The sequence below is a fragment of the Pseudescherichia sp. L3 genome, from assembly GCF_024656065.1.
GTDB lineage: Bacteria > Pseudomonadota > Gammaproteobacteria > Enterobacterales > Enterobacteriaceae > Pseudescherichia.
The window spans coordinates 44,316-67,818 of sequence record NZ_JANKYC010000002.1 but is presented as its reverse complement, the minus strand read 5'-3'; the positions used below and the strand labels follow the sequence as shown (position 1 = coordinate 67,818).

General features: G+C 48.4%; 28 protein-coding genes, 1 other RNA gene and 4 pseudogenes. 12 read left to right on the top strand and 21 right to left on the bottom strand.

Annotated features, from left to right (window positions below):
* Window positions 1-2: 2 nt before the first annotated feature.
* The 11 genes from pqqE to NR795_RS11830 all read right to left on the bottom strand — a co-directional run bounded on the left by pqqE (window position 3) and on the right by NR795_RS11830 (window position 7,530).
* Entirely contained in the window at window positions 3-1,136 is a 1,134-nt protein-coding gene (pqqE, locus tag NR795_RS11880; protein ID WP_144817872.1) for a pyrroloquinoline quinone biosynthesis protein PqqE, read from the bottom strand.
* A complete protein-coding gene (gene pqqD, locus NR795_RS11875; RefSeq protein WP_144817873.1) occupies window positions 1,129-1,407 on the bottom strand; it encodes a pyrroloquinoline quinone biosynthesis peptide chaperone PqqD in 279 nt (92 codons plus the stop codon). Before pqqD ends, pqqE begins: the two co-directional genes overlap by 8 nt.
* On the bottom strand, window positions 1,407-2,162 hold the full coding sequence (pqqC, locus tag NR795_RS11870; RefSeq protein WP_257758337.1) for a pyrroloquinoline-quinone synthase PqqC: 756 nt from the start codon (window positions 2,160-2,162) through the stop codon (window positions 1,407-1,409). Before pqqC ends, pqqD begins: the two co-directional genes overlap by 1 nt.
* 9 nt (window positions 2,163-2,171) lie before the next feature.
* Entirely contained in the window at window positions 2,172-3,083 is a 912-nt protein-coding gene (gene pqqB / locus NR795_RS11865; protein WP_257758336.1) for a pyrroloquinoline quinone biosynthesis protein PqqB, read from the bottom strand.
* A gap of 57 nt (window positions 3,084-3,140) precedes the next feature.
* Window positions 3,141-3,218 (bottom strand): pyrroloquinoline quinone precursor peptide PqqA, encoded by a 78-nt coding sequence (gene pqqA / locus NR795_RS11860; RefSeq protein WP_144817913.1) that lies wholly within the window; start codon window positions 3,216-3,218, stop codon window positions 3,141-3,143.
* Between the two features lie 115 nt (window positions 3,219-3,333).
* Window positions 3,334-4,383, bottom strand: a complete 1,050-nt coding sequence (locus NR795_RS11855) for a dipeptidase (protein ID WP_257758335.1) — start codon at window positions 4,381-4,383, stop codon at window positions 3,334-3,336.
* A 285-nt stretch (window positions 4,384-4,668) separates the two neighbouring features.
* Window positions 4,669-5,142: a hypothetical protein gene (locus NR795_RS11850; protein WP_257758334.1), complete on the bottom strand. Its 474-nt coding sequence runs from the start codon at window positions 5,140-5,142 to the stop codon at window positions 4,669-4,671.
* 342 nt (window positions 5,143-5,484) lie between these two features.
* Window positions 5,485-5,931, bottom strand: a complete 447-nt coding sequence (locus NR795_RS11845) for a DUF943 family protein (protein ID WP_257758333.1) — start codon at window positions 5,929-5,931, stop codon at window positions 5,485-5,487.
* Window positions 5,932-6,261: 330 nt separating this feature from the next.
* A complete protein-coding gene (locus NR795_RS11840) occupies window positions 6,262-6,672 on the bottom strand; it encodes a hypothetical protein (RefSeq protein ID WP_257758332.1) in 411 nt (136 codons plus the stop codon).
* 80 nt (window positions 6,673-6,752) lie between these two features.
* Window positions 6,753-7,016 (bottom strand): hypothetical protein, encoded by a 264-nt coding sequence (locus NR795_RS11835; RefSeq protein ID WP_257758331.1) that lies wholly within the window; start codon window positions 7,014-7,016, stop codon window positions 6,753-6,755.
* Window positions 7,006-7,530, bottom strand: a complete 525-nt coding sequence (locus tag NR795_RS11830) for a DUF2778 domain-containing protein (RefSeq protein WP_257758330.1) — start codon at window positions 7,528-7,530, stop codon at window positions 7,006-7,008. The genes NR795_RS11835 and NR795_RS11830 overlap by 11 nt, the downstream gene beginning before the upstream one ends.
* Before the next feature lie 260 nt (window positions 7,531-7,790).
* On the opposite strand from NR795_RS11830, the gene NR795_RS20730 reads away from it, so the two are divergent.
* Window positions 7,791-8,009, top strand: coding sequence for a phage polarity suppression protein (locus NR795_RS20730; protein ID WP_374544319.1), 219 nt, complete (start codon window positions 7,791-7,793; stop codon window positions 8,007-8,009).
* Between the two features lie 816 nt (window positions 8,010-8,825).
* On the opposite strand, the gene NR795_RS11825 is transcribed toward NR795_RS20730, so the two are convergent.
* The 6 genes and pseudogenes from NR795_RS11825 to NR795_RS11800 all read right to left on the bottom strand — a co-directional run bounded on the left by NR795_RS11825 (window position 8,826) and on the right by NR795_RS11800 (window position 14,022).
* Window positions 8,826-9,125 carry a contact-dependent growth inhibition system immunity protein gene (locus NR795_RS11825; RefSeq protein WP_257758329.1) on the bottom strand — a complete coding sequence of 100 codons (300 nt, stop codon included), beginning with the start codon at window positions 9,123-9,125 and terminating at the stop codon, window positions 8,826-8,828.
* 12 nt (window positions 9,126-9,137) lie between these two features.
* The gene (locus tag NR795_RS11820; RefSeq protein ID WP_257758640.1) at window positions 9,138-9,962 is read right to left on the bottom strand and encodes an RNase A-like domain-containing protein; all 825 of its coding nucleotides are present in this window, start codon (window positions 9,960-9,962) and stop codon (window positions 9,138-9,140) included.
* 217 nt (window positions 9,963-10,179) lie between these two features.
* Window positions 10,180-10,844 (bottom strand): annotated as a pseudogene (locus NR795_RS11815) (integrase arm-type DNA-binding domain-containing protein); the annotation flags it as partial.
* 329 nt (window positions 10,845-11,173) lie between these two features.
* Window positions 11,174-12,364 carry a hypothetical protein gene (locus tag NR795_RS11810; protein ID WP_257758328.1) on the bottom strand — a complete coding sequence of 397 codons (1,191 nt, stop codon included), beginning with the start codon at window positions 12,362-12,364 and terminating at the stop codon, window positions 11,174-11,176.
* Window position 12,365: 1 nt separating this feature from the next.
* Window positions 12,366-13,388 carry a site-specific integrase gene (locus NR795_RS11805; RefSeq protein WP_257758327.1) on the bottom strand — a complete coding sequence of 341 codons (1,023 nt, stop codon included), beginning with the start codon at window positions 13,386-13,388 and terminating at the stop codon, window positions 12,366-12,368.
* A 1-nt stretch (window position 13,389) separates the two neighbouring features.
* The gene (locus NR795_RS11800) at window positions 13,390-14,022 is read right to left on the bottom strand and encodes a phage repressor protein CI (protein ID WP_257758326.1); all 633 of its coding nucleotides are present in this window, start codon (window positions 14,020-14,022) and stop codon (window positions 13,390-13,392) included.
* A 119-nt stretch (window positions 14,023-14,141) separates the two neighbouring features.
* On the opposite strand from NR795_RS11800, the gene NR795_RS11795 reads away from it, so the two are divergent.
* The 8 genes and pseudogenes from NR795_RS11795 to NR795_RS11760 all read left to right on the top strand — a co-directional run bounded on the left by NR795_RS11795 (window position 14,142) and on the right by NR795_RS11760 (window position 18,112).
* Window positions 14,142-14,384 carry a Rha family transcriptional regulator gene (locus NR795_RS11795; RefSeq protein ID WP_257758325.1) on the top strand — a complete coding sequence of 81 codons (243 nt, stop codon included), beginning with the start codon at window positions 14,142-14,144 and terminating at the stop codon, window positions 14,382-14,384.
* A 32-nt stretch (window positions 14,385-14,416) separates the two neighbouring features.
* A complete protein-coding gene (locus NR795_RS11790) occupies window positions 14,417-14,926 on the top strand; it encodes a phage regulatory CII family protein (RefSeq protein WP_257758324.1) in 510 nt (169 codons plus the stop codon).
* A gap of 7 nt (window positions 14,927-14,933) precedes the next feature.
* Window positions 14,934-15,131: a phage filamentation protein Fil family protein gene (locus NR795_RS11785; protein ID WP_257758323.1), complete on the top strand. Its 198-nt coding sequence runs from the start codon at window positions 14,934-14,936 to the stop codon at window positions 15,129-15,131.
* Window positions 15,128-15,499 carry a hypothetical protein gene (locus NR795_RS11780; protein WP_257758322.1) on the top strand — a complete coding sequence of 124 codons (372 nt, stop codon included), beginning with the start codon at window positions 15,128-15,130 and terminating at the stop codon, window positions 15,497-15,499. The genes NR795_RS11785 and NR795_RS11780 overlap by 4 nt, the downstream gene beginning before the upstream one ends.
* 70 nt (window positions 15,500-15,569) lie before the next feature.
* Window positions 15,570-15,797 carry a DUF2732 domain-containing protein gene (locus NR795_RS11775; protein ID WP_257758321.1) on the top strand — a complete coding sequence of 76 codons (228 nt, stop codon included), beginning with the start codon at window positions 15,570-15,572 and terminating at the stop codon, window positions 15,795-15,797.
* Entirely contained in the window at window positions 15,797-16,021 is a 225-nt protein-coding gene (locus NR795_RS11770; protein WP_257758320.1) for a TraR/DksA family transcriptional regulator, read from the top strand. The genes NR795_RS11775 and NR795_RS11770 overlap by 1 nt, the downstream gene beginning before the upstream one ends.
* A pseudogene (locus NR795_RS11765) lies at window positions 16,018-16,164 on the top strand (DNA adenine methylase); the annotation flags it as partial. The gene NR795_RS11770 and the pseudogene NR795_RS11765, both read left to right, overlap by 4 nt.
* A 508-nt stretch (window positions 16,165-16,672) precedes the next feature.
* Complete coding sequence (locus NR795_RS11760; RefSeq protein ID WP_257758319.1) at window positions 16,673-18,112, top strand: toll/interleukin-1 receptor domain-containing protein; 1,440 nt, start codon at window positions 16,673-16,675, stop codon at window positions 18,110-18,112.
* 27 nt (window positions 18,113-18,139) lie between these two features.
* Here NR795_RS11760 and NR795_RS11755 read toward each other — a convergent pair.
* Both NR795_RS11755 and NR795_RS11750 read right to left on the bottom strand, forming a co-directional pair.
* A pseudogene (locus NR795_RS11755) lies at window positions 18,140-19,150 on the bottom strand (phage portal protein).
* Window positions 19,151-19,206: 56 nt separating this feature from the next.
* On the bottom strand, window positions 19,207-20,973 hold the full coding sequence (locus tag NR795_RS11750; protein WP_257758318.1) for a terminase ATPase subunit family protein: 1,767 nt from the start codon (window positions 20,971-20,973) through the stop codon (window positions 19,207-19,209).
* A gap of 144 nt (window positions 20,974-21,117) precedes the next feature.
* On the opposite strand from NR795_RS11750, the gene NR795_RS11745 reads away from it, so the two are divergent.
* The 3 genes and pseudogenes from NR795_RS11745 to NR795_RS11740 all read left to right on the top strand — a co-directional run bounded on the left by NR795_RS11745 (window position 21,118) and on the right by NR795_RS11740 (window position 22,441).
* Complete coding sequence (locus tag NR795_RS11745; protein ID WP_257758317.1) at window positions 21,118-21,972, top strand: GPO family capsid scaffolding protein; 855 nt, start codon at window positions 21,118-21,120, stop codon at window positions 21,970-21,972.
* A gap of 71 nt (window positions 21,973-22,043) precedes the next feature.
* Window positions 22,044-22,154, top strand: a pseudogene (locus NR795_RS20725) (phage late control D family protein); the annotation flags it as partial.
* A 68-nt stretch (window positions 22,155-22,222) separates the two neighbouring features.
* Complete coding sequence (locus tag NR795_RS11740; protein WP_257758316.1) at window positions 22,223-22,441, top strand: ogr/Delta-like zinc finger family protein; 219 nt, start codon at window positions 22,223-22,225, stop codon at window positions 22,439-22,441.
* A gap of 115 nt (window positions 22,442-22,556) precedes the next feature.
* On the opposite strand, the gene ssrA is transcribed toward NR795_RS11740, so the two are convergent.
* Window positions 22,557-22,920: a transfer-messenger RNA gene (ssrA, locus tag NR795_RS11735) on the bottom strand.
* Between the two features lie 444 nt (window positions 22,921-23,364).
* Window positions 23,365-23,493, bottom strand: coding sequence for a hypothetical protein (locus NR795_RS11730; RefSeq protein WP_257758315.1), 129 nt, complete (start codon window positions 23,491-23,493; stop codon window positions 23,365-23,367).
* Between the last annotated feature and the right edge of the window lie 10 nt (window positions 23,494-23,503).

Sequence of the window (23,503 nt, the reverse complement as noted above, 5' to 3'; positions counted from 1 at the left end):
GTTTAGCCTTTGAAAATCAGCCGGGAGTTGGCCTGATTGCGGAAACGCAGCTGATCGATGCCGAGCTGGGTGCGGTTTGCCGCTTCTCGCGCCGCCAAAATGGTGCCGTGATGGGGCGATTTAGCACACACCGGGTCGGCATTATCAGCGTCGCCGGTGAGCATGAAGGCCTGGCAGCGGCAGCCGCCGAAGTCTTTCTCTTTCTCCGGGCAGGATCGGCACGGCTCCGGCATCCACGCATTGCCGCGGTAACGGTTAAAGCCGAAGGAGTGATACCAGATATGCTCGAGATCGTGTTCCAGCACCGACGGAAACTTCACCGGCAGCTGACGGGCACTGTGGCAGGGCAGGGCCATTCCTTCCGGCGTCACGCTCATGAAAATGGCTCCCCAACCGCCCATACAGCCTTTTGGCCGCTCCTCATAGTAGTCCGGCGTGACAAACAGCAGATTAGCCAGCTTGCCGTCGACGGCCATGCGTTCGCGGTAGCGCTGGACCACGCTCTCTGCTTTGGCGATCTGTTCGCGGGTGGGAAGCAGGCCTTCGCGATTCAGGTGCGCCCAGCCGTAGAACTGGCAGGTTGCCAGCTCTACGTCATCGGCATCCAGCTGGATCGCCAGCTCGATGATACGGTCAATCTGATCGATATTATGGCGATGCAGCACGAAGTTGAGCACCATCGGATAGCCGAGCGCCTTAACCGCTTTGGCCATTGTCAGCTTCTGCTGAAATGCTTTGGCAGAGCCAGCCAGAGCCGCGTTTAACGTCTCGTCGCTGGCTTGAAAGCTGATCTGAATATGGTCCAGCCCGGCATCGGCGAAGGTCTGCAGCTTCTTCTCGGTCAGGCCGATGCCGGAGGTGATCAGGTTGGTGTAAAAGCCGAGATCGCGCGCGGCGGCGATCAGCTCGGGGAGATCTTTACGCACCAGCGGCTCGCCGCCGGAGAAGCCCAACTGCACGCTGCCCATCGCGCGTGCCTGGCGAAATACCTCGATCCACTGCTCGGTACTCAGCTCTTTTTCCTGGGCGGCGAAATCGAGTGGGTTGGAGCAGTAGGGGCACTGCAGCGGGCAGCGGTAGGTCAGCTCCGCCAGCAGCCAGAGCGGTGGGTTCACCGTGGGCGCGTGGTCAGTCATGGAAGATCACCCATTTTTGTTCATAGGCGCGCTGGAAAAACTCCATTACGTCGTCCGCCAGCCCTCCGGCATCGGGGAAACGCGCGTTTAACTGCGCGATAATGCCCTCCAGCGTCGTGTGGCCATCGACCAGCTGTAAAATGGCGGCCGCGCTATCGTTTAGTTTGGCCATGCCCTCCGGGTAGAGGATCACATGGCTATTTTGAACCTGCTCCCATTGCAGGCGGTAGCCGCGACGGAAGAGGGGAATTTGTTCAGGGGTTAATGTCATTATACCAGCCTCTGATTGTGCCATACCCGCTCGGCGGTCACGCTGTGATAAGGGGGACGGTTCAGGGTGTAGGCCATGCTCATGGCGTCCAGCATGCTCCACAGAATATCCAGCTTGAACTGCAGGATCTCCAGCATCCGCTGCTGCTTCTCAACGGTATCGCAGTACTCTAGCGCCAGCGCCAGACCATGCTCAACGTCGCGATTGGCCTGGCCAAGGCGGCTGCGGAAGTAGTCATAGCCCGCTGCGTCGATCCACGGGTAGTGCTGCGGCCAGCTGTCGAGGCGCGACTGATGGATCTGCGGTGCGAAGAGTTCGGTCAGGGAGCTACAGGCGGCTTCCTGCCAGCAGGCGCGGCGCGCGAAGTTCACATAGGCATCCACCGCGAAGCGCACGCCAGGAAGCACTCGCTCTTCACAGAGCAGACTCTCGCGCTGCAGGCCGACGGCCTCACCGAGGCGCAGCCACGCTTCAATCCCCCCCTCGCTACCGCCGTAGCCGTCGTGATCCAGAATACGCTGCACCCACTTGCGGCGGGTTTCCGGCTGCGGACAGTTAGCCATGATGGCTGCATCCTTGATGGGAATGCTGGTCTGATAGTAGAACCGGTTGGCGACCCAACCCTGGATCTGCTCGCGGGTGGCTTCACCGTTATGCATTGCGATGTGATACGGATGATGAATGTGGTAGTAAGCACCTTTCGCGCGCAGCGCCGCCTCAAATGCCTCAGAAGAGAGAAGCTGTGGTTGTGTCATGGTCATTTCCTACAACTCGATGTTCATGCCATCCCAGCTCACTTCGATGCCAGCGGCGTTCAGGCTCCGCCGCTCCGCGGAGTCCTCGTTGAGGATCGGGTTGGTATTGTTAATATGAATGAGGATCTTACGCCTGGCGGGCAGGGTGCTAAGCAGCGCCGCCAGCCCGTTCTCTTCCGCCAGCGCCAGATGCCCCATGTCTTTACCGGTATTGCGGCCTACGCCAGTATTGGCCAGCTCATTATCACGCCATAGCGTGCCGTCGATCAGCAGACAATCTGCCCGGCGTAGCCAGGGCATGAGCGCCTCGTCTGGTTCACCCAGGCCTGGGGCATATAGCAGCCCAACCCCGCGTGCGGTATCCTCGATAAATAGCGCCACGTTATGGCCTGGCAACGGGCGATCCCGGTATGGTGAATAGGGCGGTGCGTTGCTCAACAGCGGGATGGCGGTGAAGCGCACATGGGAGCAGACCGCGGTTTGAAACGGCTCGCCGGGCGTCACCGGATGGTGAATTAGCCCGCCGTTCCAGTGGGAGAGCATAGGAAACACGGGAAAACCGGTGCTGAGATCGTTATGCACTTCCGGGGTGCACCACACGTGATGAGGGCAGCCTTCACGTAAATTGAGTAATCCCGCACTGTGATCGATCTGACTGTCCGTCAGAATGATTGCGCCGATACCGGTCCCACGCAGTACGTCAGGGTTATTCAATTCGGGTGAGGCCAGCAGCTGATGGCAAATGTCCGGCGAGACATTGCATAAGACCCAGTTTTTACCGTCGTCGCTGACGGCGATGGATGACTGGGTGCGGCGCGTGGCGTTGATGCTGTGATCGCGAACGCCGCGGCAGTTTTCACAGTTGCAATTCCACTGGGGAAAACCGCCGCCCGCTGCCGAGCCGAGAACTTTTATCTGCATGTCAAAACCAGAAGAAAGAGAAAGAAATGCCCGCACGAAAAGCGGGCAGACGGGCGATTAACGGTTGGAAATGTACAGCGTCACTTCCAGGCCCAGGCGCAGATCAACAAACTCAGGTTTAATCCAGGTAGTCATAGCGGTGCTCCTTTAGATGCATCGTAGAGTGTCAGGCCTGATGATAAGCATTCGCATCAGGCCGGTGAATGTTAACGAAATGTGATTTGGTTCACAACTTTAAAAAGGTAACAGGTTATTTGCCCCAGGTGGCAGAGAGCACGTTCAGCCAGTTACGCCAGGCCAGTTTCTCCAGCAGTCGATCGTCGAATCCTGCCTTCGACAGCGCCAGCATCAGGCGGGGCAGACCTTCGACATCTTCCAACTGGTGCGGAACGTTAACCCCGTCAAAATCAGAACCAAATCCCACACGATCCTCACCAAGTTTAGCGATCAAATACGTAACATGTTTAACAATTTCCGTTATTCCGGTTGTCGTACTGTCGCGTTTTCCATCTGCCCGCAGGAAAGCGGTACCGAAATTGACGCCGACCAGCCCGCCGCTGCGGGCAATCGCCTCCAGCTGGGCGTCGGTCAGGTTGCGTGGCTGCGGGCAAAGCGCGTGGGCATTGGAGTGGGTCGCAACCAGCGGGGCGCGGCTCAGCTCAGCGGTTTGCCAGAAGGCTTTTTCATTCATATGTGAGACATCGATCAGGAGGCGCTGCCGGTTACAGGCACGGATTAACGCTTCACCCGCAGGCGTCAGGCCGGGGCCGGTATCGGGCGAACCGGGGAACGGCCCGTTAACGCCTTCGCCAAAAGCATTCGGCAGGTTCCAGAACGGACCAATGCTGCGCACGCCCAGCTGATAAAAGGCCTCCAGTTGCGATAGCCCGGCATCCATCATGCTGGCACCTTCAATATGCAGTACCACAGCGATCTGCCGATTAAGGCGGCACTGCTCAATCTCCTCGACCGTACAACAGATGCGCAGCTGCCCCTGAGAGGCCTGCTCGAGCTGGTGCATAATAGCGATCTGCCGCTCGGCGATGGCTAATGGGTCGAAGGCTGCACGCGCTTCGGCGTGCGTCTGCTTACGCATCTGTGCGATATAGCTAACGGGCGGTATGAACACCGCAAAGAGTCCGCCGCAGAAGCCGCCGCGCTGCATACGCGGGAAGTCGAGATGACCCGACGGGATCCCGGAGTAGAAGGCCGTGACCGGATCGTTGTCATGCTGTAGCCACAGGTTCAGCAGCAGATCGTTGTGGCCGTCAAACACTGGCCAGAGAGGGGCGAAGGGCATGGGCATTTTACTGAGTGTTTTCATTGATGATTACAATAACTGCATTGATTATTTTTTGATGTTTTTAATTTTAACTATCCATCTATAGTCATAGTCCTGCAGCTCACGACCGATAAAAAGCTCGGATAACGCATACCATACTGAGATGCGGATAGCTAATTCTGCCCCGTTAAAGCGCATCAGTTTCTCTCCTGAGATTTTTTCGCAGTTTAGCCTCAAAAATCTTACTGTTACTATAGGTAGGAGCTAGGAGCGGCCTTATGCCGGGATCTCTTACATATTACATCAACGACGACCGTCTGCACGAGCGAGTGGAGGATTGGCTGAAATATCAATAAATTTCTTAAAGCCAAATCGGCGCGATACGCCACGCGGATCAGAAAACGGCAATCTTAATGAAGGATCTCTCATTACTCTTACGGTCCAGGTAGTATCTCCAAAAAAACTAAAATCAATATAATCATCTCGCACTCGCATTTTTTCAAAGGTACCCGTGAGATACTGTCCGCCCAAAGAGACGACCTCAAGCAAGCCCTTTTTTAAATTTATAAGCGATATTTTCAGGGTTTCTTCATAATCGATACCATCAGTTGTAAATAATAGGTAGAGATCAACGTCAACAAAAATTGCGGCTTCAAGAATCTTTCCAGAAATGATGATTTTGGTATTAGCGTTATTAATATTGACATAACACTGAGTTTCTGAAAAAGCGTCAGAGTCTTTGGCTATTTCTAGCGATACGGTATCAATTAATTTCATTTCTAATTATTCCTGAGTTCGTGTTAAGGACTGTATCAGGTGAAACCCTTGTCAGTCTGAGCTGATTTACGAGTTTGGGTGGTCTTTTCAGCCCATTCCTCTCTGTGATGGTGTTTGTGGGCATTGCCTCCATCGTGGTCGCGATGGTGGGCGGTATATGGTGAGCAAGCTTTATCAGGGTTTAACTCGTGTTAAGGATAAGTAATGGGGGCTCGGCACTGTATCCGCGCCTTGTAAAGAGCTTGTTGGTTCGTGCTTTTGGCGGTCGCTTAGTATGAACTTATTGTTTTCCATAGTAAATTATTCTTAGTTTATTTTTTGAATGGTTAAAATTATTGTTTTTTATTCTAAAGTGACTTGGCCATTAGCATTCTCAATATACGTTTTACCGTCTATGTTTATGAATTTTTTACCTTTAAGGTTGCCTCTAATAATTATTGCAATACTATTATATACGCATTTATGATGCTTCCCATCAGTATCATCAAAGCAGGCGTAATCGTCGATGGAACCATCTCTTGTTCCTTTGGGTAATTGTTCATAACCATTGAAGTTCATGATGGTAACTGTGAAGTTATAAGGTGTATTAATAACATGATATTTTTGCTGAAGTAAATCCTTGTTTTTCATCCACCAGCTTAATTTTCCCTCTGTACTTAATGGCAAATGTTCTACAAAAACAGCACCCTTATCCACTCTGACTATTTTGGTTGGTCTTACAGTAATCCATAAAAAATATGCGGCTATTAAAGCAACTATAATAGCTCCAATCCTTTTATAATTAAACATTGGTTTCTCCTGTCAATGTTATAGTGGCTTAAAATTACTATATACTTAAGTGGTGCAGTTGGGGTTTTTCCCAACCTTTTTGTAGCTGAAAATGTAGTCTGGGTGTTTCATTTTGATTTCAGTGTCTGAAAGTTTCTTAGCAATCAATGCCATTGTGGGCTCCTCAGTTTTGGACCCTTTTCAACGGGTCCTGTTCAGGGTGCCATAAGTAATAGATTTCAGCAATTCTCACTAAACGATTACAGACACAAAAAAGCCCGCAGGGCTTTCAAGACTTTACATCAGGCTCTGGTGACCATCGACAAAGAAAGCGTATATCAATCGCTTCGCTTAACAGGCTTTTGGGTTTATTTCCTGTGTGCATTTATCCAGCTCGGCAGTAAGCCTGTTTAGCTCATCCCGAATGTGTTTCCTACGCAGTTTTAACAATAAACTGGCTGGAACAACACGCTCAATAATGGTCGGCTTCCTGCTCACATACTGTATTATGAGCCGTTTAACATCTTCTTCTGTCCAGCCATCCATCACCGGCGTTGGGTTATAAAGAAGATTATCCTGGAAGGCAGGGGCAACTTCCTCATCCAGAATCGTGAAGATCTCTTTACGGCTTAACGCTGACTTCTTCAGCGCCTGCGCTATCCATCTGTAGTCATAGTCCTGAAGCTCACGACCGGTAAAAAGCTCGGATAACGCGTGCCATACTGGGATGCGGATAGCTAACTCTGTCTCGTTAAAGCGCATCAGTTTCTCCTCTGTACTTTTTGCTCGCGATTTATCTTATTGCCGATGAACGCAAGCTGTTGATACCTGCTATAGCCTTTTTAATTAAAATTCATTCGCATGGCACGAAGGATCCTATTAATTGCAGCAATAAGTATTAGAGCAACAATCCCGTTAACGATCAGCAGCGTTATCAGTAAAGCTAAATCATGATCGCCACCTGTGCATTGAATGGATGAAGCTCGACAGGCTCGGTCAACAAAATTAAGAATACTATCGGACACAGTTAATAAGACTCTGCTTTTTACTAAGCAGGTAGTGAGGGCAATAAAAAGAAGAGGATAAATAATTTTATTACCTAACATAACATGGCCCCTCAACCGAACCTTTTACCGTTACTGACACATATGACAGCAGGTTAGTATTATTAATCCTAAACTTCTGTACTCTAAGTAAAGAGTTCCGAAAAAACATAAACTCCGAACTACGAAAGAATGTGATACAACCCCATGATGTACCAGAACCGTCAGGCCGTAAAGGATGGGTCCTAAAATGTGAGCGTCTTACACCGCTGATAAAGGTTTCATCATCAATGCTGCCATCGGCCCGATACAAAGCAAACCATGTACTATGTTCGTTTCCGGTTGCAAAATCCTCTGCCCAAGTAAGAGTCCGTGATTTCCAGGGCCCTCTTGGGCGATCTACTATCCAGTACTTCCCGTTAGGTATCGCTGAATGGTCGATAAAAGAGCATTCAGGGCGATTGGTGAATGGCATATCACCGCTGAAAACTTCAAATTTACCAATGCCAGGGCATTGTAAGTACACTTTTTTTCGGTCGGCTGAAATTTGGTCAAAGTCGAGTAAGCAATCAATCATTTTATTTCCAAATGTTGTCAATTAACGCCAAAAAAGGGTACCACCATTTGATTTATGATTGAACAAAATAGTTGAGGGTAAAATCCGAATAATACATTCTTGTGATTTATTAATTCTAAAAATTGATAGATGATAATTATGTTTTTATTACGATCTGCGCCAATTTATTAAGTTCACGAAGCAGGAAAGTAATATGGCTGACAAGGGGGTTACTCGTTCACATGGAAAAGTTTAGTGCCTTAGCATCCGGCAAGAGCTGAATGACTTTATGCTGCGCTCATGGTGCGAAGTTAGACGTCGCCCTTGCTCCGAAGCTGATGAACCTGAACAGCCAACCTACGCTGATAAAAAATCGCGTCCTTGACCGTGCTACAGCGTATGTGCGTGATGCGTTGGCAGCCTGGCTGGAAGAAGGTGCAGAGACTAGTTATGCGGCACAGGATAATGACATTTTAACCACTATAGGATTCAGGCCTTAAAAGGCCCCGCACGTTGATTAATAGGAAAAATATAACTCAGCACAAAATTTGATTTATGCGCGTCGTAAAGCCGGACATGCAGTCCACGAGCCGGTGTGAAAAAACGCTAAATTCCCGTCAATTTAATATTTTTATGGTTAGGGTTGCTGTGGTTATAACACTTATAAAAAAGCATTGTATCATTACAAGCTTTTATGGCGTCTCTTTGCTTTGTTGTGCTTTTAAATATGACAAAACAGGCTAAGATTATTAGGGAGATCAATGGGGTTATAAGCCATTGCCATTTTGGGACCCTCGATTTTTTGACCCTTCGTTGTGGGTCCCATCCAGGGTGCCAAAAGTGATAGCTCTCAGCAATTCTCGCTGAACAACAACAGGCACAAAAAAGCCCGCCAGGCTTACGCCTTACGGGCTTTCGGGACTTCATCTCAGGCTCTGGTGACCATTGACAAAGAATTTTGTTGGGTTGGCGGAGTCTGAATAAATTATTTAATGTATTGTTTTTATTGATAATTCATTAATTCAACTTTCATTGGTATACCTAAACGTATACCAATGGCGATTTGTTGCAGTGTTTCCTGTGGTTGAGCAAACCTGTTTTTTGAATGGAGCACATCAAGAAAAAAGTTTTTTTGCATTTAACTGTTCACACTGTTCATCTTTGATTTTTACAATTAATTTCATGCGGTTAGATGGTGAACATACGGTGAAGGGTGAACCGTGGACTGTTCACCCTTAAGTTATGTTTAGAAAGTAAAAGACCGGCTGTTGCCGGTCTGAGGTCGGTTAAGTCGCTGCGGGTTTGTCTTCCTGTAGCTACTTCGAAGAAAGTGCAAGTCTGCGCACTGTCATCAGGAAATCGAAGGGGGTTGAATCCCACAACTCAGGTGAAAAATCAAATCCATACCGGCTTTTGAACTCCTCATCCAACTTGTCTCCGTAAAGCTCAAGGAAAGAATCGACCTCTTCGGCTAACTCTTTTAACATCCAGTTGGGGGCTGTTTTTTTATAGAGTTTAACAGTGCCCTCAATAGTATTCTCTCCCTCATTTATGAGGTCATAATCCTGATTGAAATAACCCTGAATCAGCTGATCAAGATGATAGAAACTTTGCATAATCCACCTGTCCTATGGGGTCGGGAATGCTGTAAGGATATAGTAAGGTTTTCCGTTATACTCTTGCAGTTCGATAACAATCCTCACTCCACGCATGCTGATGCGCTGTGTGCTGCCTCGCGTGAATCCATACCCAACCTCCTGCCCGACAGGATAATTGATGGTAAGGCGTCCACCGTTTTTACCACCTCCGAGTAAAGATTTTATATTTGCCCGGTTAAGATAGACTGCCTTCGAAATAACATTTTCAGCAACATTTAAATCTTTAAACGTTGAAGACATTAAAAGTCGCTTATTTTTCTCGAATCGGGCAAGTAACTCACTGTCAGTTTTTCCGACATGATTTGCGAGTGTATGCCCACCGGGTTTGAGACCCGTAACTGATTCATGCTGGATCAATTTGATGCGGCCAGCTTTAATTGCAGCTACACGGACGGCACCAATAGCCGCTGCAAATCCAAGCGGAACGGCTATATCAACTGTCATGCCGATATTGAGGGCGGTGTCTTCATCGGCACCAAGTTCTCTTGCCGCGCTCACAGCGATCTGCCAGGTGGCTGAGCGCGTATCACGACCGGTTATCACCTGTCTGGCTGCGCTTTGAACAGCGTCAAGACTATGTGCACCAACAACCACACATCCCGCTTTCGTTAGTCCTGTTGGTTCTGGTGCGATACATAGTGCCGTGGCACCGACCATTTCTACCGCTCCGAGTAAAACACCAAGTCCACCCAATAATCGGTTACTCAGCGTTTCCGCCTCTGTAACGCTCTTATCTGAAAGCACCGCCGCCAGTTGTACCGGTGACATAACAACGATCATTCCACCTTCTTCCATCACAGTATCCCATTCCCCCATATCCTTACTCAATAATAGCCAAAACTTTCTTCGGTTGATAAGAGTAAATTCTTAACCTTCCTTATTTATTTAAACTCATCATATTCAGCTGATATAAAAAGACCGGCTGTTGCCGGTCTGGAGTTGTTTATGTCGTTGCGGGTTCATCGCATTTCGGCAGCCAGTCGCCGTAGCTTTCCTCTTTCAGCGACAGATTGGTTTGTATCCCCTGCTTTTTGGGCTTCTCAAAGGCCATCCCAATTCCTGAAGCTGGGTTGGCATCAATCAGACCAGTGTTTACGGCATAAATCATTATTTCATTAATGCGCTGCACCAATCGACGTACAGTCTCAAGCGCCCCACGAGCTTTGATTGGCTCAAGCGCTTCAACCAATGTTCGGGCTTTAATTTGCTGAACGGGGATCTCACCAACGGCGGGGAATACATCTTTCTCTAATGAGCGCCAAATGTCTTTTGCGTAATCTGGGGTAACGCTTTTGCTTTTGAGCTGGAACCAGTTAGCGGCGACCGTTGAAAAAATATTGTCCAAAGCGATTTGCTGCTGTTCCTCTGCAACTTCAGCTTGAATTTGCGGGTTAATTCCATCGGCTAACAAGGCAAGGTAATCCGCACTTAACCTTCCGGCACCAGCTAGCGAAAGGGCGGGAAGGCACAGAGCCCTATCATTGTCCGGTGTTTTGTTGCTGAACGTTGATAACGAAAGCACCAGAGTTTCTTGACGCTGGTTTTCACTATCAGGAAAAGCCCATCGCCATCATGCAGCGTTAGAGCCTCCTCTAATGCTTTAGCGTACGGAAATTCGGTGTTGGTCAAAGAGCGTGTTGTCCGTGCTACTGTAACCGCTCTTTCATGACGAGGTATACGCTTTTAGGATACATCTCACCGTAACCCTAGATGTAAACCAATAATCATCGGGTTAAGCCAGATGTCCTCAGACAAATTACAGGCACAAAAAAGCCCGCAGGGCTTGCGCCGTGCGGGCTCTTAGGACTTCATCGGATGACTCTGGTAATCACCGATGGAGAATTTTGGTGGAGCTGGCGGGAGTTGAACCCGCGTCCGAAATTCCTACATACTATAATAACTACTATAAAAACAGGCAGTTACCTTTAAAAACAGCGCCTTAGTCTTAAGGGGTGTTTATTAGTTTTACGCGTTTTTAATGTTGTGCCGCCATTTTGCCGCCACCATCATCCAATGATTTTGTCGTAATCAAACAGTCTATCAATCCAAACTTCAAGTTTATAGAAGTCCGTTAAAGGGTACAATTTAACAATATCTTCATAGAGATTTGAGATTCCTGCTAATTTTTCCCTTTTACGCAAAAAATTTTCTGCGTCTTCCTGTTCAGATGTTTTGAAATCATCATGTTGGTAATCTAAGGTTTTTAAAACCTGCCAAGATACTGGTGGTGTAAATTCAAATAAATCTTTCAAACGTGGGCAATACTCTTTTAGTATCGTTTGTCTATAAGTTGCTTTAGGGGGAAGTACAACATTAATTGAGCGAGGTGTTTTATTTGCATTAGGCATTCTTGTTGAATGGTATGCGATCCCGAAAATAGGAGAGTTAGTGCGGCGACTTATCCACTGCATTAACAAGTTTGGGATTATATACTCTTGAATAAAGGATGCGTTAGCGTTCTTCTTAATATAACTACAAGAAAGAATCAAAGGCCATAAAATTAAGTAAGATGCCTTTCTCCAGTTAGTTTCTTTTAATTCCTCTCCATTCAAAAGGCCTGTGGTTGGTTTGTTTAATATGTCAGGCGAGAAGTTTAATATTTTAGATTTCGTATCATAAGAAATAAAGGATGATAGATATAGTTTATCAAAATCAGGTTTGTTCATTTCTTGCCAGCATACATATAAAGACGTACCCAGATACAGACATGGTAATCCAGCTACTGAGTACCTTTGTGCACTTACGTTTTGTCTCTTAGTAAAAGGAATATGAAATATATCCTCTCTTTCTGACAGTGGAGTATCAGACTTTCTGACTCGGAATAATGGTTTGTTTTTATTGCAGATATCTTTTAGGGGAATGGCAATTCTTTGAATGTGTCTGTTAATTGTATCCGCAGAGAAAGTATCATCGAAAGCATCATAAGCAGATTTAATATCACCAGATAAAAATTCCTCAAGACACTTAGTGATTCCATCGACAATCACACTTATCCGTTTTATCAATAATGTGAAATTTATACCAGAAATATTTTCTTCATCATATTTCTTGAGGGCGTTTACATAGTATTCACATCTTCCCTTAAAGTCTGAAACAATATCGGTTTTTAGTGTGATTGGAGGAGATATACGGTTGGATGTCAAAATTTCATTAATTATATTGTTTAGATCAATCTCTTTGCTTTTCTCAATTTCCATTTTATTGCCTTACAAATTGGTCAAAGGATTTTTTATACACCGCATCTTCAATATGCTCGGGAGAAAAGTGTGCATATATCATAGTCATTTTAATATCGGCATGGCCCAGAATTTCTTTAAGCACAAATATATTTCCGCCGTTAATCATAAAGTGACTGGCGAATGTATGACGCAGCACATGCGTGCACTGGCCTTCAGGCAAGTCGATACCCGCTCTTTTTACTGCACGCTCAAAAGCTTTTCTGCATGGCGTGAATAGCTTCCCTCTGTTTTTGGGGAGTTCGTCGTACAGCTTCTGAAATATCGGTACGGTTCGGTTTTTCTTGCCTTTGGTTTTGGTGTAGGTGATTCGGTATTTAGATAACTGATGGCCCTGCATGTTTTCGGCTTCACTCCATCGCGCGCCGGTGGCCAGGCATACCTTTGCGATCATCAACAGGCTGGGACTTTGAGAATCAGCGCAGGCATCTAACAGGCGTTTAATTTCGTCGGGGTCCAGGAACGCTAGTTCTCCCTCTGCGATTTTGAATGTTGGTAGCCCGGCAAGCGGGTTAGGTGCTGACCAGTGGCCCAGCTTTTTCAGGGTGCCAAAAACGGATGATAAGTTACGCTGTTCCAGGTTTACCGTGCGGGGCTTTACTGGCGACATTAGCGCGCCGTCTTCGTTATGTACCCCACCTTTTAATCGTGCTTCACGATATTTTGTAAAGTCACCGGCGGTTAACTCAGAGGCGACGGGATCGCCCAGCCCATTGCAGATAATATTCAGTTTCGTCATTAGGCGCTTGGGGTCTGCGAGCGTCTGGCCGTAAAGGGAGTGCCACTGCTCAATCAATTCTGACAAACGCCGCCGATCTTCCTTCTCACCCAGCCACGGCTTTTTGTTCACTTCATCCATAGTGAAGTTTTCGAATGCTACAGCCTCGCCCTTAGTCGCAAATTGCTTGCGCACGCGCTTGCCGTCACGCCCGTTCGGGTAACACTCGCACAACCATTTTCCGTTCGGCTGTTTTCTGATGGTCATATCAGAGGCTCTTAATGATTTTCAATGCGCGGCCAACAACCTCGATATCATCCAGGCTGCACTCAAACGAAGAGTCATCTTGATGCACAACTAATCTGTTTCCCGGAAGGCGAGTTAACTTAACAATGCTTTTTATCCCGTCGATATCGACTAACCACATCCCATTCACTGGTGGTGTCTGGTTACGGTCAACTAAATATGAATCGCCAGTGGTATTTACGAGAAACAGTTCGCTTGAGTCACGGGGAAGCAGACTACTATCAATGATGGCCTTCCCGGCTTCAACCAACGAACCTCCTATAAGGGTAGCCTTGTCGATCTCTGGCGATACAAGTTCAGCAAGAGGTTTTACCTTGCTGGAGTTCACAAAATTGATACTTTTTTTATCATCAATTTTTGCTCCTGGTTCGCCTTGTCCTGTGGTTAGCCAGAGTAAAGAAACGCCTGTTTCAAGAGCGCATTGGATCACCCATTCTGCAGGAAAGCTGTCTCTTAAATATCTGTTTGCCATAGTGCTTTTAGATGCGCCTAGGTGATCGCATAGCTGCTGTCTGGACTTGAAATCATAAGCAGCCATCAACCTATGGATAGCCTCTCTACCCCCTGTATTCTCGCCAGCTTTCACCTGTATCATTTTTTAATCCTGTTTATGTATCAAATATTGGATAGTAGTATCTAAATTGTTCAAATGTTGAATCGCATAAAACAAGATAAAACGACATAAACCAAACCTTAATCGAGTGATACTGCACTATGAGCACTGATATTTCAATTCGTGTACCAAAAGAGATGGCTACGCCTGCAGAGTTCGCGGAATGGGAAGGAATTTCTCGCGGCTCTGTTTATCAAAAAATCCATCATGGTCAGCTTGCTAAGTACATGGTTAAAAAGGATAAAAATAAGAGGCGCGTGTGCCTGCGTTACCTAATGTACAAAACCGATCAGGTTCGCGAGTCCCTCGGTCATTCTAACACCCGCGTCATTGTTGGGCTGTAAGTTCAATATTGAGACATAAAAGGATTTACAGCATGTTTGATTTTAGGGTTTCCACACATTGCCACTATGACGAAGCTTGCCAGACATTTGCGGCGCGTCACAACTTGGCCGAGCTTGCAGACAAAGCAGGCATTAAGCCACAGACACTGCGTAATAAGCTTAACCCGGAGCAGCCGCATCAGCTGACAGCACCGGAAATTATGCTGCTGACTGATATCACCGAAGATTCAACGCTGGTCGATGGCTTTCTGGCACAACTGCACTGTATGCCATGTATGCCGGTCAACGAGCTGGCTAGTGAAAAGCTACCAGTTTATGTCATGAAGGCAACGGCAGAAGTGGGCCAGCTCGCAGCTGGTGCAATATCAACGGAGCGCATGACGCAGTGTCGAAAAAATTCGATGGTGTCCAGTGTCAATGTCGGGATCCGCTGCCTGTTTCTGGCCGCTATGGCAGTGCAATGCCGTATCCAGGGCAACCCTGCGGTAGCTGGCGCTGTAGATACTGTCAGCGGCATCGGCGCAACCTTCGGCCTGATGTGAGGTGAGCATGAAAAATGAACCCTCATTCGCATCGCTGCTTGTTCGCCAAAGCCCATCCATGCATTACGGCCACGGCTGGATCATGGGAAGCGACCGTAAACGCTGGAACTCCAGCCGCGACCAGTCAGCATTATTAAGTGAACTGCGCACAGTGCGCCCCGCGTCGTTTAAGCGCCGGGTTAAAGCTTTTTTGAGGTTGATATGATTAATAACATGTCCGCACCAATCAATGCAGGTGCGACGCCGTTTAATAATGCTGGTTGTACTGTTGCGGAGCCGGAGAAAATGAGTGGTGAGGAATGTCTTGCTCTGTTTCATCAGAAATTAAAAGCCACGCAAAACGGTGCGTTGCGTAATTTCAACAAGCTGAATGATGATTTTAAATTTTCTGTTATGACGCTGGCAAATCGCAACGAGCCAGGCGCGTTTAAGAGTGATGAGGTCGGCAGGCCGTTTGAATATTTCGACCATGCCCGTCGGTTGTTGCTGATTAAAGCGATGAACGAAATAGCGCGCTGGGGCGAAATTTTACCCCGTCGTTTCTCGCTGCATGAAAGCGTACTACCTGAGTAATTAACCCCAAACGAAATTAATGGCGTAAACCCGCCGGGCATTCTTTTGCCCAAATTCTGGAGAAATGAATATGCGAAATACCGAAACCCGTAATTTCAAAGCTGACAGCGATGCGCTGACCGTATTGCTGACAGCCGCAAAAAACGAGGAGCGTAAAGACCGCGCACTCGCTGTTTCAATCCGTCTTGAGTCGCTGGCTATCCACATTACCCAGAAGGGGCTGAACGGCAAAGAAGCCGCCGAACTGCTGCGCCGTGAAGCTGCCCGCTTTGAAAACGAATCTCAGGAGTTGCACTAATGGCCGATTCAATGGATCTCGCACAGCAGCGCGAACAGGAAAACCGTGAGCGCCACATCCACAACGCGCGTAGCCGTCCGGCTGCGCCTTCTGCGTTCTTCTGCCAGGCGTGCGGCGGCGATATTCCTGCTGCTCGCCGGGCTGTGATTCCGGGCGTGCAGTGCTGTGTCACTTGTCAGGAAATCGCCGAGCTGAAAGGCAAGCACTACAAGGGGGCTATATGAGCACCATCCTGAAATGGGCGGGTAATAAAACCGCCGTTATGCCGCACCTGAAAAAGCACCTGCCCGCTGGCCCGCGACTGGTTGAGCCGTTCGCAGGTTCCTGTTCTGTGATGATGGAGACGGATTACCCCAGTTATCTCGTAACCCCGCACTAAAATGCCCGCCGGGTGCCGACGTTCTGATCCAGGCATTCGGGCGAACGCATTTCGCTAAGGTCGCGGGTCACGCCTTTATCACTGCGGACGGCGAAGCGCTGGACGATGTGGTGATTTTAGGCAGGGTTACGCACCTCATCAACCGCGCCATTAGCGATGATAATTGCCCTGTGATCTGAATATTTTGTCATTGCCGCGCCTTTCACGCGGTTGTGCATGTCTATGGTGCATGAAAATGAAGGATCGTTAGAGGATCGTTTACGCCCCGGCCCGCCAGTTCTGGCGGGCTTTTTGTTATCTCATGCACCTGCATGAAAACTATTACACAAAGCGCGCAAGCGTGGCGGGGCTACGAGCGCGCTATTATGGTTAAAATCCTGATTCTCAGGCTATTCGAAGCAATTGCTTGGGCTTGGTGTAGATCATGCGCACTTGTCCCGTGGGCATCGAGGAAGTATCTTAAGTAGAAAGAGCTAACTAGCAATAAGGTAAGATAATGGAACCAAAAATTTTCATTTCATACAGTTGGTCTACAGTAGCGCATAGAGGACGAGTAAAGCAGATTGCCGACAGGCTAATTGGCGACGGTGTAGATGTTATAATTGACATTTATGACTTGAAGGAAGGCCATGATAAAAATGCCTTTATGGAAAAACTTGTTGTTGATGACACTATCACTAATGTATTAGTAATGTGTGATAAAGCGTATGCTGAAAAGGCAGATCAAAAAATCAGAGGGGTAGGAACTGAATCTCAAATAATTTCACAACAAGTATATACTAAAGTTGCGCAAACTAAATTTATTCCTATTTTCTGTGAGTGTGATGAAAACGAAGAACCTTACTTGCCCGTGTTTATGGGTTCTTTAATTGGAATCGATTTCTCTACACCTGAAAAAGAAAATGAAAATTGGGAGCAATTAATAAGGCTTTTACATGGTCAACCGTTGCATAAAAAGCCTAAGCTGGGTTCACGTCCTTCTTTCCTTGATGAAACACGTTATGAGCCTACAAGTGAACCGTTAACAAAACTCAATGGGCTCAAACAAGCATTATTTCAAAATAAAAATGGCATCGCTCACTATAGGAATGATTTTTTAGCTTCGTCGTTTTCATATCTGGATACTTTGCGCGTCAGAGCTGAACCAGATGCCAAGACAGATGAAGCACTCGCTGCGAAAATTGTTAGCGACGTTACGGCTATGAAAGCAATTAGAAATCTATATTGCGAATGGTTCTCGTTAGAAATGGAGTTTACAGGGCAACAGGAATTGAGTGATGTTTTTGTTACATTCCTCGAGAAATTACTCATTTTGCCGACACGTCCAGAAGAACTTCGCTCATATCAAACAAATTGGTTTGATGCTCAACAAATATTTATTTATGAGATGTTCCTTTACCTTGTTTCATCTATGGTGAAGAAAGGGAAGTTCTCATTAATTAATGATGTTCTTTCATCTCACTATTTAGTTCAGGAAGGTCACGCTTCAAGAGAGAAAAATTTCGTCTCATTTGACTCTTTCTTTACAAGTTCAAATACTGTACAACATGCCCTTAGTAAAGAGCACCGATATTATAGCCCATCAGTTGAACTCATACGGCGTAACGCAGATCGTAATGATATAGTGTTCACGGATATTATAGAGGCAGATATATTGTGTTTGGCGTATTCTTGTTGTCATGAAGGGATTTACTGGTATGCCGCCACAACACCTTACATGGTTTACAATACTGTCCCTGATATTTTCTTGAGAGCAACACAACATAAAGGTTTTATAAAACTTAAAGAGGCGCTTGGGGTTGATAGCGCTGATGATTTTAGGTCTAGAATGGAAGAGAAACAACAGCAACATTTAGCGCAAAATTATGGATATGGTAGGGGTCCTGCGAGTTATAAAAACTTAATGAACCTAGATAATATTGACACTTTAAAATAAAACCGCCCTGTCGGGCGGTCTGTGGGGTCAGCTGGCGCTGTCATCGCCCAAATCCAGGCTGTACGGTTCCCAGCGGATCACCTGCTCTCCGATCCAGTCGTTCAGCTCTTCCATGCGCTTCTGTAATGGCAGCAGCTCATTACGTACAAAGACGCGGGCGGCCTTCTCAACGTCACCAAACCCGCCGGTGTTAGTCGGGATGATACCCATCAGCTGCGGCGGCACGCGATGGGCGGCCAGCATGTCATCACGGCTCACGTTCTTGATGTTCAGAAACTCATCCTTTGCCGCTACCTCTGACAGCGGGATGATCTGAATGCCGTCTTTCTTCCCGTTCGGGCTGTACATAAACAGGTTGCGGAAGTTGCCTGGGCCCTTCGATTTTTTCAGCGCTTCACGGATGTTATCCACGTCCTGTTGGTTAGCCGCGGGATCTGACATGTACATGATAAAACCCGCGTGGCTTCCGTTCAGGTAATACTTTCGACGGAACATGGTCGCGGACTCATTCAGCAGCGTGGACGGAATGGCGGAGAGATAATCCGGTAGGCCGTAAATCTCCTGGTTCAGATCCGCTTCCATCAGATGAAAAACCCGGCCCGGCGCAAACTCTTAGGGCTGCTTCTGGTAGCCGTACTGCACAAACCTGTAATGATCCGGGTGAATGCCGCGCCGGGTAAACTTGGCAAGCGAAGCTTCAAGCGTCAGCGTGTCGCCTAACCGGTTTACCCGCTTCTCAAGGTAGGCGTTACCAAAGACAAGAAAATCCTGGACGAAACGGCCAAATGCCTGCTTGGACAGCAGGTGGTGCGGTTTAAAGGTGCTGACCAGAATGTTACGTTTCACCTGTATTGCGCTGCTGTGATGAACCGCTGCGCGGTACGTTCGCGCCAGCCCGTCCAGGCTAATGGGTGGCTCATACCACCTGTCGACCTGAACGCATTCCAGATAATCCAGCAGTTCGCGGCGATCAAGCACCGGCACGGGGTCCCCGAAGGAAAATGCTTCGGCATGTGCGCCGCCGGTTTGTTCTGTCATGGTCTGAGCGGCAGGCTGGCGGGGCAGCTCCTGCGCGCGGGGCTTGCGTTTACCCATCAGTAAATCTCCACAATAGTGCTGTTATTCACCGTTGCGCCTTCCAGCGGTTCGTTAAAGAGTGCGTGCATGGTTGCCCATGCCAGATCTGCATGGCTGGCTTCCTCGCTGCGGCTGGCCTCATACGTTGGCCGGTTTCCGCTTGCCGTGGTGCTTTTGCGGATCGCCATAAAGGACTGGGCTACATCGGTCATACCCGCGTCAAACTCAAGACGGCGGCTCGCGATGATGTCGTAGGCTTTGAGCACCAGGGCGTTTTTGACGTTGGGGTTGTAGACAAACTCACGGACGCCGGGATAGAACGCCTTCACGTTCTCATAGACGCCGTGGCCCACGCCGGTCGAGTCGATGCCGATATAGGTCACGTTAAACTGCAGGGTCAGCTGCCGGATGGCTTCTGCCTGGGCGCGGAAGTCCATCCCGCGCCACTGGTAGCGCTGCTGGATGCGGAACTTGCCGCCAGGCACCAGAGGGGGCGCAATCACTACGCACCCGGCGCTGTCGCCGTTCGTTGTCCCTTTCGCAGGGTCATAGCCGATCCATACCGGGCGGTTAGCAAACGGGCGAATCATCAGCGGCTCAAAATCGTCCCAGACTTCCCAGCTGTCCACTATGCAGCCCTGCATAAGGGCCAGGTTAAACACGGACGCCAGATCGTCCATAAATACGCACATCAGCAGGTTCTGGTAGTCCTCCGGGCTGTAACGCTGGCGCAGCTGCTCCAGGTCGAACAGGTCGCAGCCACCACGCACCGCATCTTCCACGGTGATGATCTGGCGATACTGGCCGTCAGCACAGAGTGCGCCTCGCGCCAGATGGCTGTGCGAAAGGTCAATTTCTACCTTGTCATGCTTTGTCCGGCCCTTATTAAACTGAGCGCCGGACCAGAACGGATAGGCGCTGTGCGTCAGGCTGGAAGGCGTGGAGAAGTAGGTTTCACGCCATTTTTTATGCAGCGCCATGCCGGACGCCACTTTCTGCAGCTCCTGGAATTTTGGTATCCAGAAATATTCGTCCAGATAGAGGTTGCCGTGATAGCTCTGCGCGGTCCGGGCGTTGGTTCCGAGGAAATACAGCGTCGCCCCGTTCGGCAGCATCATCGGATCGCCGCGCAGCTCTACATCAACCTCTTTCGCAAACTCAACAATGTACTGCTTGAAAACGTGAGCCTGGGCTTTACTCGCTGAGAGGAAAATCTGGTTGCGGCCGGTAATAAGTGCATCAATCAGTGCCTCACGGGCAAAAAAGAACGTCGCTCCGATCTGGCGTGATTTCAGCAGGTTCCTGACGGCGTATTTATTCCCGGCTTCCCACCACTGGCGCTGGTAGTCGAACATGGTGGAGTGGAAAATTTCTTCCAGCTTCTCGATTTGGTTATCGGTGAAAACGTTTTTCTCTGGCGGCCTGCGCGGGCCTTTGTTGCGGTTGGCTACCTTCGGATTGAGATCGGCCTCGTTACCCCCATCGTTAAATTTACCGATCCGGGCGTGGCGTTCTGCCTGACGGGCCAGCAGGTCAATCTCCTTAAAATCTCGACCCTCCTTTGCGGGCTTCATGATGAGCTGGCAATAGCGCGCCGCCGTGGTCAGCTGCATCTGATCCAGAGGACCGATCTCGCTCCACTTGTCGCGCTTTTTCCAGCTGTGAACAGTTGCGGGTTTCTCTCCCAGCATTTCAGCAATGCGGGCGATGCGTATACCGCTGAAATACAGAAACATCGCCTGTTTTCGCGGGTCGAGGTCCGGGTTAATCGTCGTCATGTTCATGGCGTCAGACTACGGCCCCGCGTTCACCTGCGCCGCTTCGCCCTGTTGGCCATTTTTCCCACAATGGCCGCGCATTGTTTATCCCTCCCCTGAAACGCAAACATAAAGCCTCTCGACACGTCCAGAACAACCGGAGCCGGACAGATGGCAAAAAAATCAAAGCGTTTTCGTATTGGGGTGGAAGGTGCCACCACTGACGGGCGCGTCATTGAGCGCGTATGGCTGACCCAGATGGCGGTGAATTACAGCCAGCAGGTCTACACCGCTGTAGTCAATATGGAGCACATCAAGGGCTATACGCCTGACAGCTCTTTCCGCCGTTTCGGCATTGTGGAAGCGCTGGAAGCTGAGGAAATCAGTGAAGGCCCGCTGAAAGGCAAGATGGCGTTATACGCCTGGATTGTCCCGACTGACGAGCTGGTTTCCATGACCGCGAAGCTGCAGAAGCTTTTCACCTCAATGGAGGTAAACCCGAAATTTTCCGACACCGGGGAAGCCTATCTGGTCGGCATGGCTGTCACTGACGATCCGGCCAGCCTGGGCACGGAAATGCTGCAGTTCAGCGCAAATGCTGAAGCTAATCCGCTGGCACGTCGCAAACAGGACCGCGACAACCTCTTCACCGCTGCCGAAGAAACCCTCTTCGAATTTGAAGACTTGCCGGAAGAAAAGCCGAGCTTTTTCGCCAGCATCAAAGCGCTGCTGTCCCGTAAATCTGCTGACGACGACGCCCGCTTTGCTGACGTGCATCAGGCCGTTGAAGAGGTCGCGGGGGCACACCAGGCACTGTCTGAATCGGTGGCAGAAGTCGGCCAGCGCGTCGGCAATCTGAAAGATGATTTTTCACAGCGCCTGGATGCCATGCAGCAACAGCTGTCCACGGCAGAAACCGGGCTTTCAACCCTGCGCGAGAAGTTAACCGAGGAAGATAGCCGCAGCGATCGCCGCCCGTTCTCTTCCGGCGGTAACGGCAGCTCAGAACAATTAACCACCTGCTGACAGAGCATAAAACTCGATGAAAAAGAAAACCCGCTTTGCCTATAACGCTTACCTGCAGCAGCTGGCGAAGCTTAGACCAGGCAGACTGGACGATTACAACTGTGACCAACACTATCGGGGAGGGTGGCTTCACCACCTCGCTTGAGTTAGAGGTAAAAATAGCTGATCTCGATATGGAATAATTGGCTCTCGAAATTGAATAATAGTGTATCATTATTGCGATTTCAGCAAAGGCGGCGGGATAATAATTATGATGAACTGTCCAGATTGTGGTAGCGCGGCGCACACAAGAAGTAGTTTCCAGGCATCAAAAACTACTAAAGAGCGCTATAACCAATGCCAAAATATTAACTGTGAATGTACTTTCATCACTCATGAAACTTTTGTACGGTACATTGTAAAGACTGAAAGCGTTGCAAAGGTTCCTCCGCATCCTAGCGCTGGAGGTCAGAGCCATATGATTTTCTAACAAGACCCGCTTAATGCGGGTTTTTTTATTGCAGTCAGTCCAGGCGGCCGTCGCCATTTTGCCGCCACTGGCATAAAAAAAGGGGCTACGTTTTCACGTAACCCCTTGTTTTATTTGGTGGAGCTGGCGGGAGTTGAACCCGCGTCCGAAATTCCTACATCCTCGGCACTACATGCTTAGTCAGTCTTTACATTCGCTTGCCAGCTGCGGACAGACACGCCACTAACAAACTAGCCTGATTAGTTTTAACGCTTCAACCCCAGGCAAGGCATCCGCGCGATCTCTTTTGGGTTTGACCTCTCTTTGATCCCCGTCTTAAGAGCGGAAGCTAGGGAGAGAGGGCTCAGAGCAGGTTATTAAGCTGCTAAAGCGTAGTTTTCGTCGTTTGCGACTATTTTTTTGCGGCTTTTTACGAGGCAAACCGCCCCTCGGCATGCACCTTGGGTTTCGCAAATCCCGTCGAATCCAGAATCAGCCCCAATGTGTTGACTACAGTATAACAGGTTTTGCCACCAACGCACCAGTCCATATTGCTACAACATCTGTATGAGCCTCAGTTGGTTAAAGTATGAACAGGCTTGATTTATCACGCTGTAGCCGCTCCGTTGCCGCGGCTAAACCCTCTTTTATGCAGAATAGAAAGTCTGTAAGAATATATTCAATATTTGCCATATAGGATATATCGCAATATTGCTGTTGTGCTTTGTGCTAATTATTAAAAATAGATCTATTCACTGTATGCACTATTTAAGTGCCGCTTAAGTATCATCGAATTTGTTAATAATATATTCTGTATTTAAAAAAATGTGAAAATTTGTGACTTGGGAGTTTGCCTAATTCCAGACTATTGGGTATATATTTTAATGAGATCAATTCTGCACCGAAGTTATGTAAGAGGTATTAATTTATTTAAAAACAATCACTTATTGATCCACTACCCAGTTTTTAGAAAAACGATTAATTTCTGCCACTTTATTTTGGTAGCGCTCTTCCTCTGCCAAAAATAAGGCTGGCACATGCACAAAATAGCGATCTAAATAGCGAGAGGACATTATATGGCTC

Coding starts and splice junctions, on each gene's coding strand:
- NR795_RS11795 (WP_257758325.1), top strand. CDS start 14,142: ATGAGCACTGATATTTCAATTCGTGTACCAAAAGAGATGGCTACGCCT.
- NR795_RS11825 (WP_257758329.1), bottom strand. CDS start 9,125: ATGCAAAGTTTCTATCATCTTGATCAGCTGATTCAGGGTTATTTCAAT.
- pqqB (WP_257758336.1), bottom strand. CDS start 3,083: ATGCAGATAAAAGTTCTCGGCTCGGCAGCGGGCGGCGGTTTTCCCCAG.
- NR795_RS11745 (WP_257758317.1), top strand. CDS start 21,118: ATGGCAAAAAAATCAAAGCGTTTTCGTATTGGGGTGGAAGGTGCCACC.
- NR795_RS11775 (WP_257758321.1), top strand. CDS start 15,570: ATGCGAAATACCGAAACCCGTAATTTCAAAGCTGACAGCGATGCGCTG.
- pqqC (WP_257758337.1), bottom strand. CDS start 2,162: ATGACACAACCACAGCTTCTCTCTTCTGAGGCATTTGAGGCGGCGCTG.
- NR795_RS11730 (WP_257758315.1), bottom strand. CDS start 23,493: ATGTCCTCTCGCTATTTAGATCGCTATTTTGTGCATGTGCCAGCCTTA.
- NR795_RS11805 (WP_257758327.1), bottom strand. CDS start 13,388: ATGACCATCAGAAAACAGCCGAACGGAAAATGGTTGTGCGAGTGTTAC.
- NR795_RS11845 (WP_257758333.1), bottom strand. CDS start 5,931: ATGTTTAATTATAAAAGGATTGGAGCTATTATAGTTGCTTTAATAGCC.
- NR795_RS11850 (WP_257758334.1), bottom strand. CDS start 5,142: ATGAAATTAATTGATACCGTATCGCTAGAAATAGCCAAAGACTCTGAC.
- pqqE (WP_144817872.1), bottom strand. CDS start 1,136: ATGACTGACCACGCGCCCACGGTGAACCCACCGCTCTGGCTGCTGGCG.
- NR795_RS11800 (WP_257758326.1), bottom strand. CDS start 14,022: ATGATACAGGTGAAAGCTGGCGAGAATACAGGGGGTAGAGAGGCTATC.
- NR795_RS20730 (WP_374544319.1), top strand. CDS start 7,791: ATGACTTTATGCTGCGCTCATGGTGCGAAGTTAGACGTCGCCCTTGCT.
- NR795_RS11810 (WP_257758328.1), bottom strand. CDS start 12,364: ATGGAAATTGAGAAAAGCAAAGAGATTGATCTAAACAATATAATTAAT.
- NR795_RS11770 (WP_257758320.1), top strand. CDS start 15,797: ATGGCCGATTCAATGGATCTCGCACAGCAGCGCGAACAGGAAAACCGT.
- NR795_RS11820 (WP_257758640.1), bottom strand. CDS start 9,962: ATGGAAGAAGGTGGAATGATCGTTGTTATGTCACCGGTACAACTGGCG.
- NR795_RS11780 (WP_257758322.1), top strand. CDS start 15,128: ATGATTAATAACATGTCCGCACCAATCAATGCAGGTGCGACGCCGTTT.
- NR795_RS11740 (WP_257758316.1), top strand. CDS start 22,223: ATGATGAACTGTCCAGATTGTGGTAGCGCGGCGCACACAAGAAGTAGT.
- NR795_RS11840 (WP_257758332.1), bottom strand. CDS start 6,672: ATGCGCTTTAACGAGACAGAGTTAGCTATCCGCATCCCAGTATGGCAC.
- NR795_RS11835 (WP_257758331.1), bottom strand. CDS start 7,016: ATGTTAGGTAATAAAATTATTTATCCTCTTCTTTTTATTGCCCTCACT.
- NR795_RS11760 (WP_257758319.1), top strand. CDS start 16,673: ATGGAACCAAAAATTTTCATTTCATACAGTTGGTCTACAGTAGCGCAT.
- NR795_RS11785 (WP_257758323.1), top strand. CDS start 14,934: ATGAAAAATGAACCCTCATTCGCATCGCTGCTTGTTCGCCAAAGCCCA.
- NR795_RS11750 (WP_257758318.1), bottom strand. CDS start 20,973: ATGAACATGACGACGATTAACCCGGACCTCGACCCGCGAAAACAGGCG.
- NR795_RS11855 (WP_257758335.1), bottom strand. CDS start 4,383: ATGCCCTTCGCCCCTCTCTGGCCAGTGTTTGACGGCCACAACGATCTG.
- NR795_RS11790 (WP_257758324.1), top strand. CDS start 14,417: ATGTTTGATTTTAGGGTTTCCACACATTGCCACTATGACGAAGCTTGC.
- pqqD (WP_144817873.1), bottom strand. CDS start 1,407: ATGACATTAACCCCTGAACAAATTCCCCTCTTCCGTCGCGGCTACCGC.
- NR795_RS11830 (WP_257758330.1), bottom strand. CDS start 7,530: ATGATTGATTGCTTACTCGACTTTGACCAAATTTCAGCCGACCGAAAA.
- pqqA (WP_144817913.1), bottom strand. CDS start 3,218: ATGACTACCTGGATTAAACCTGAGTTTGTTGATCTGCGCCTGGGCCTG.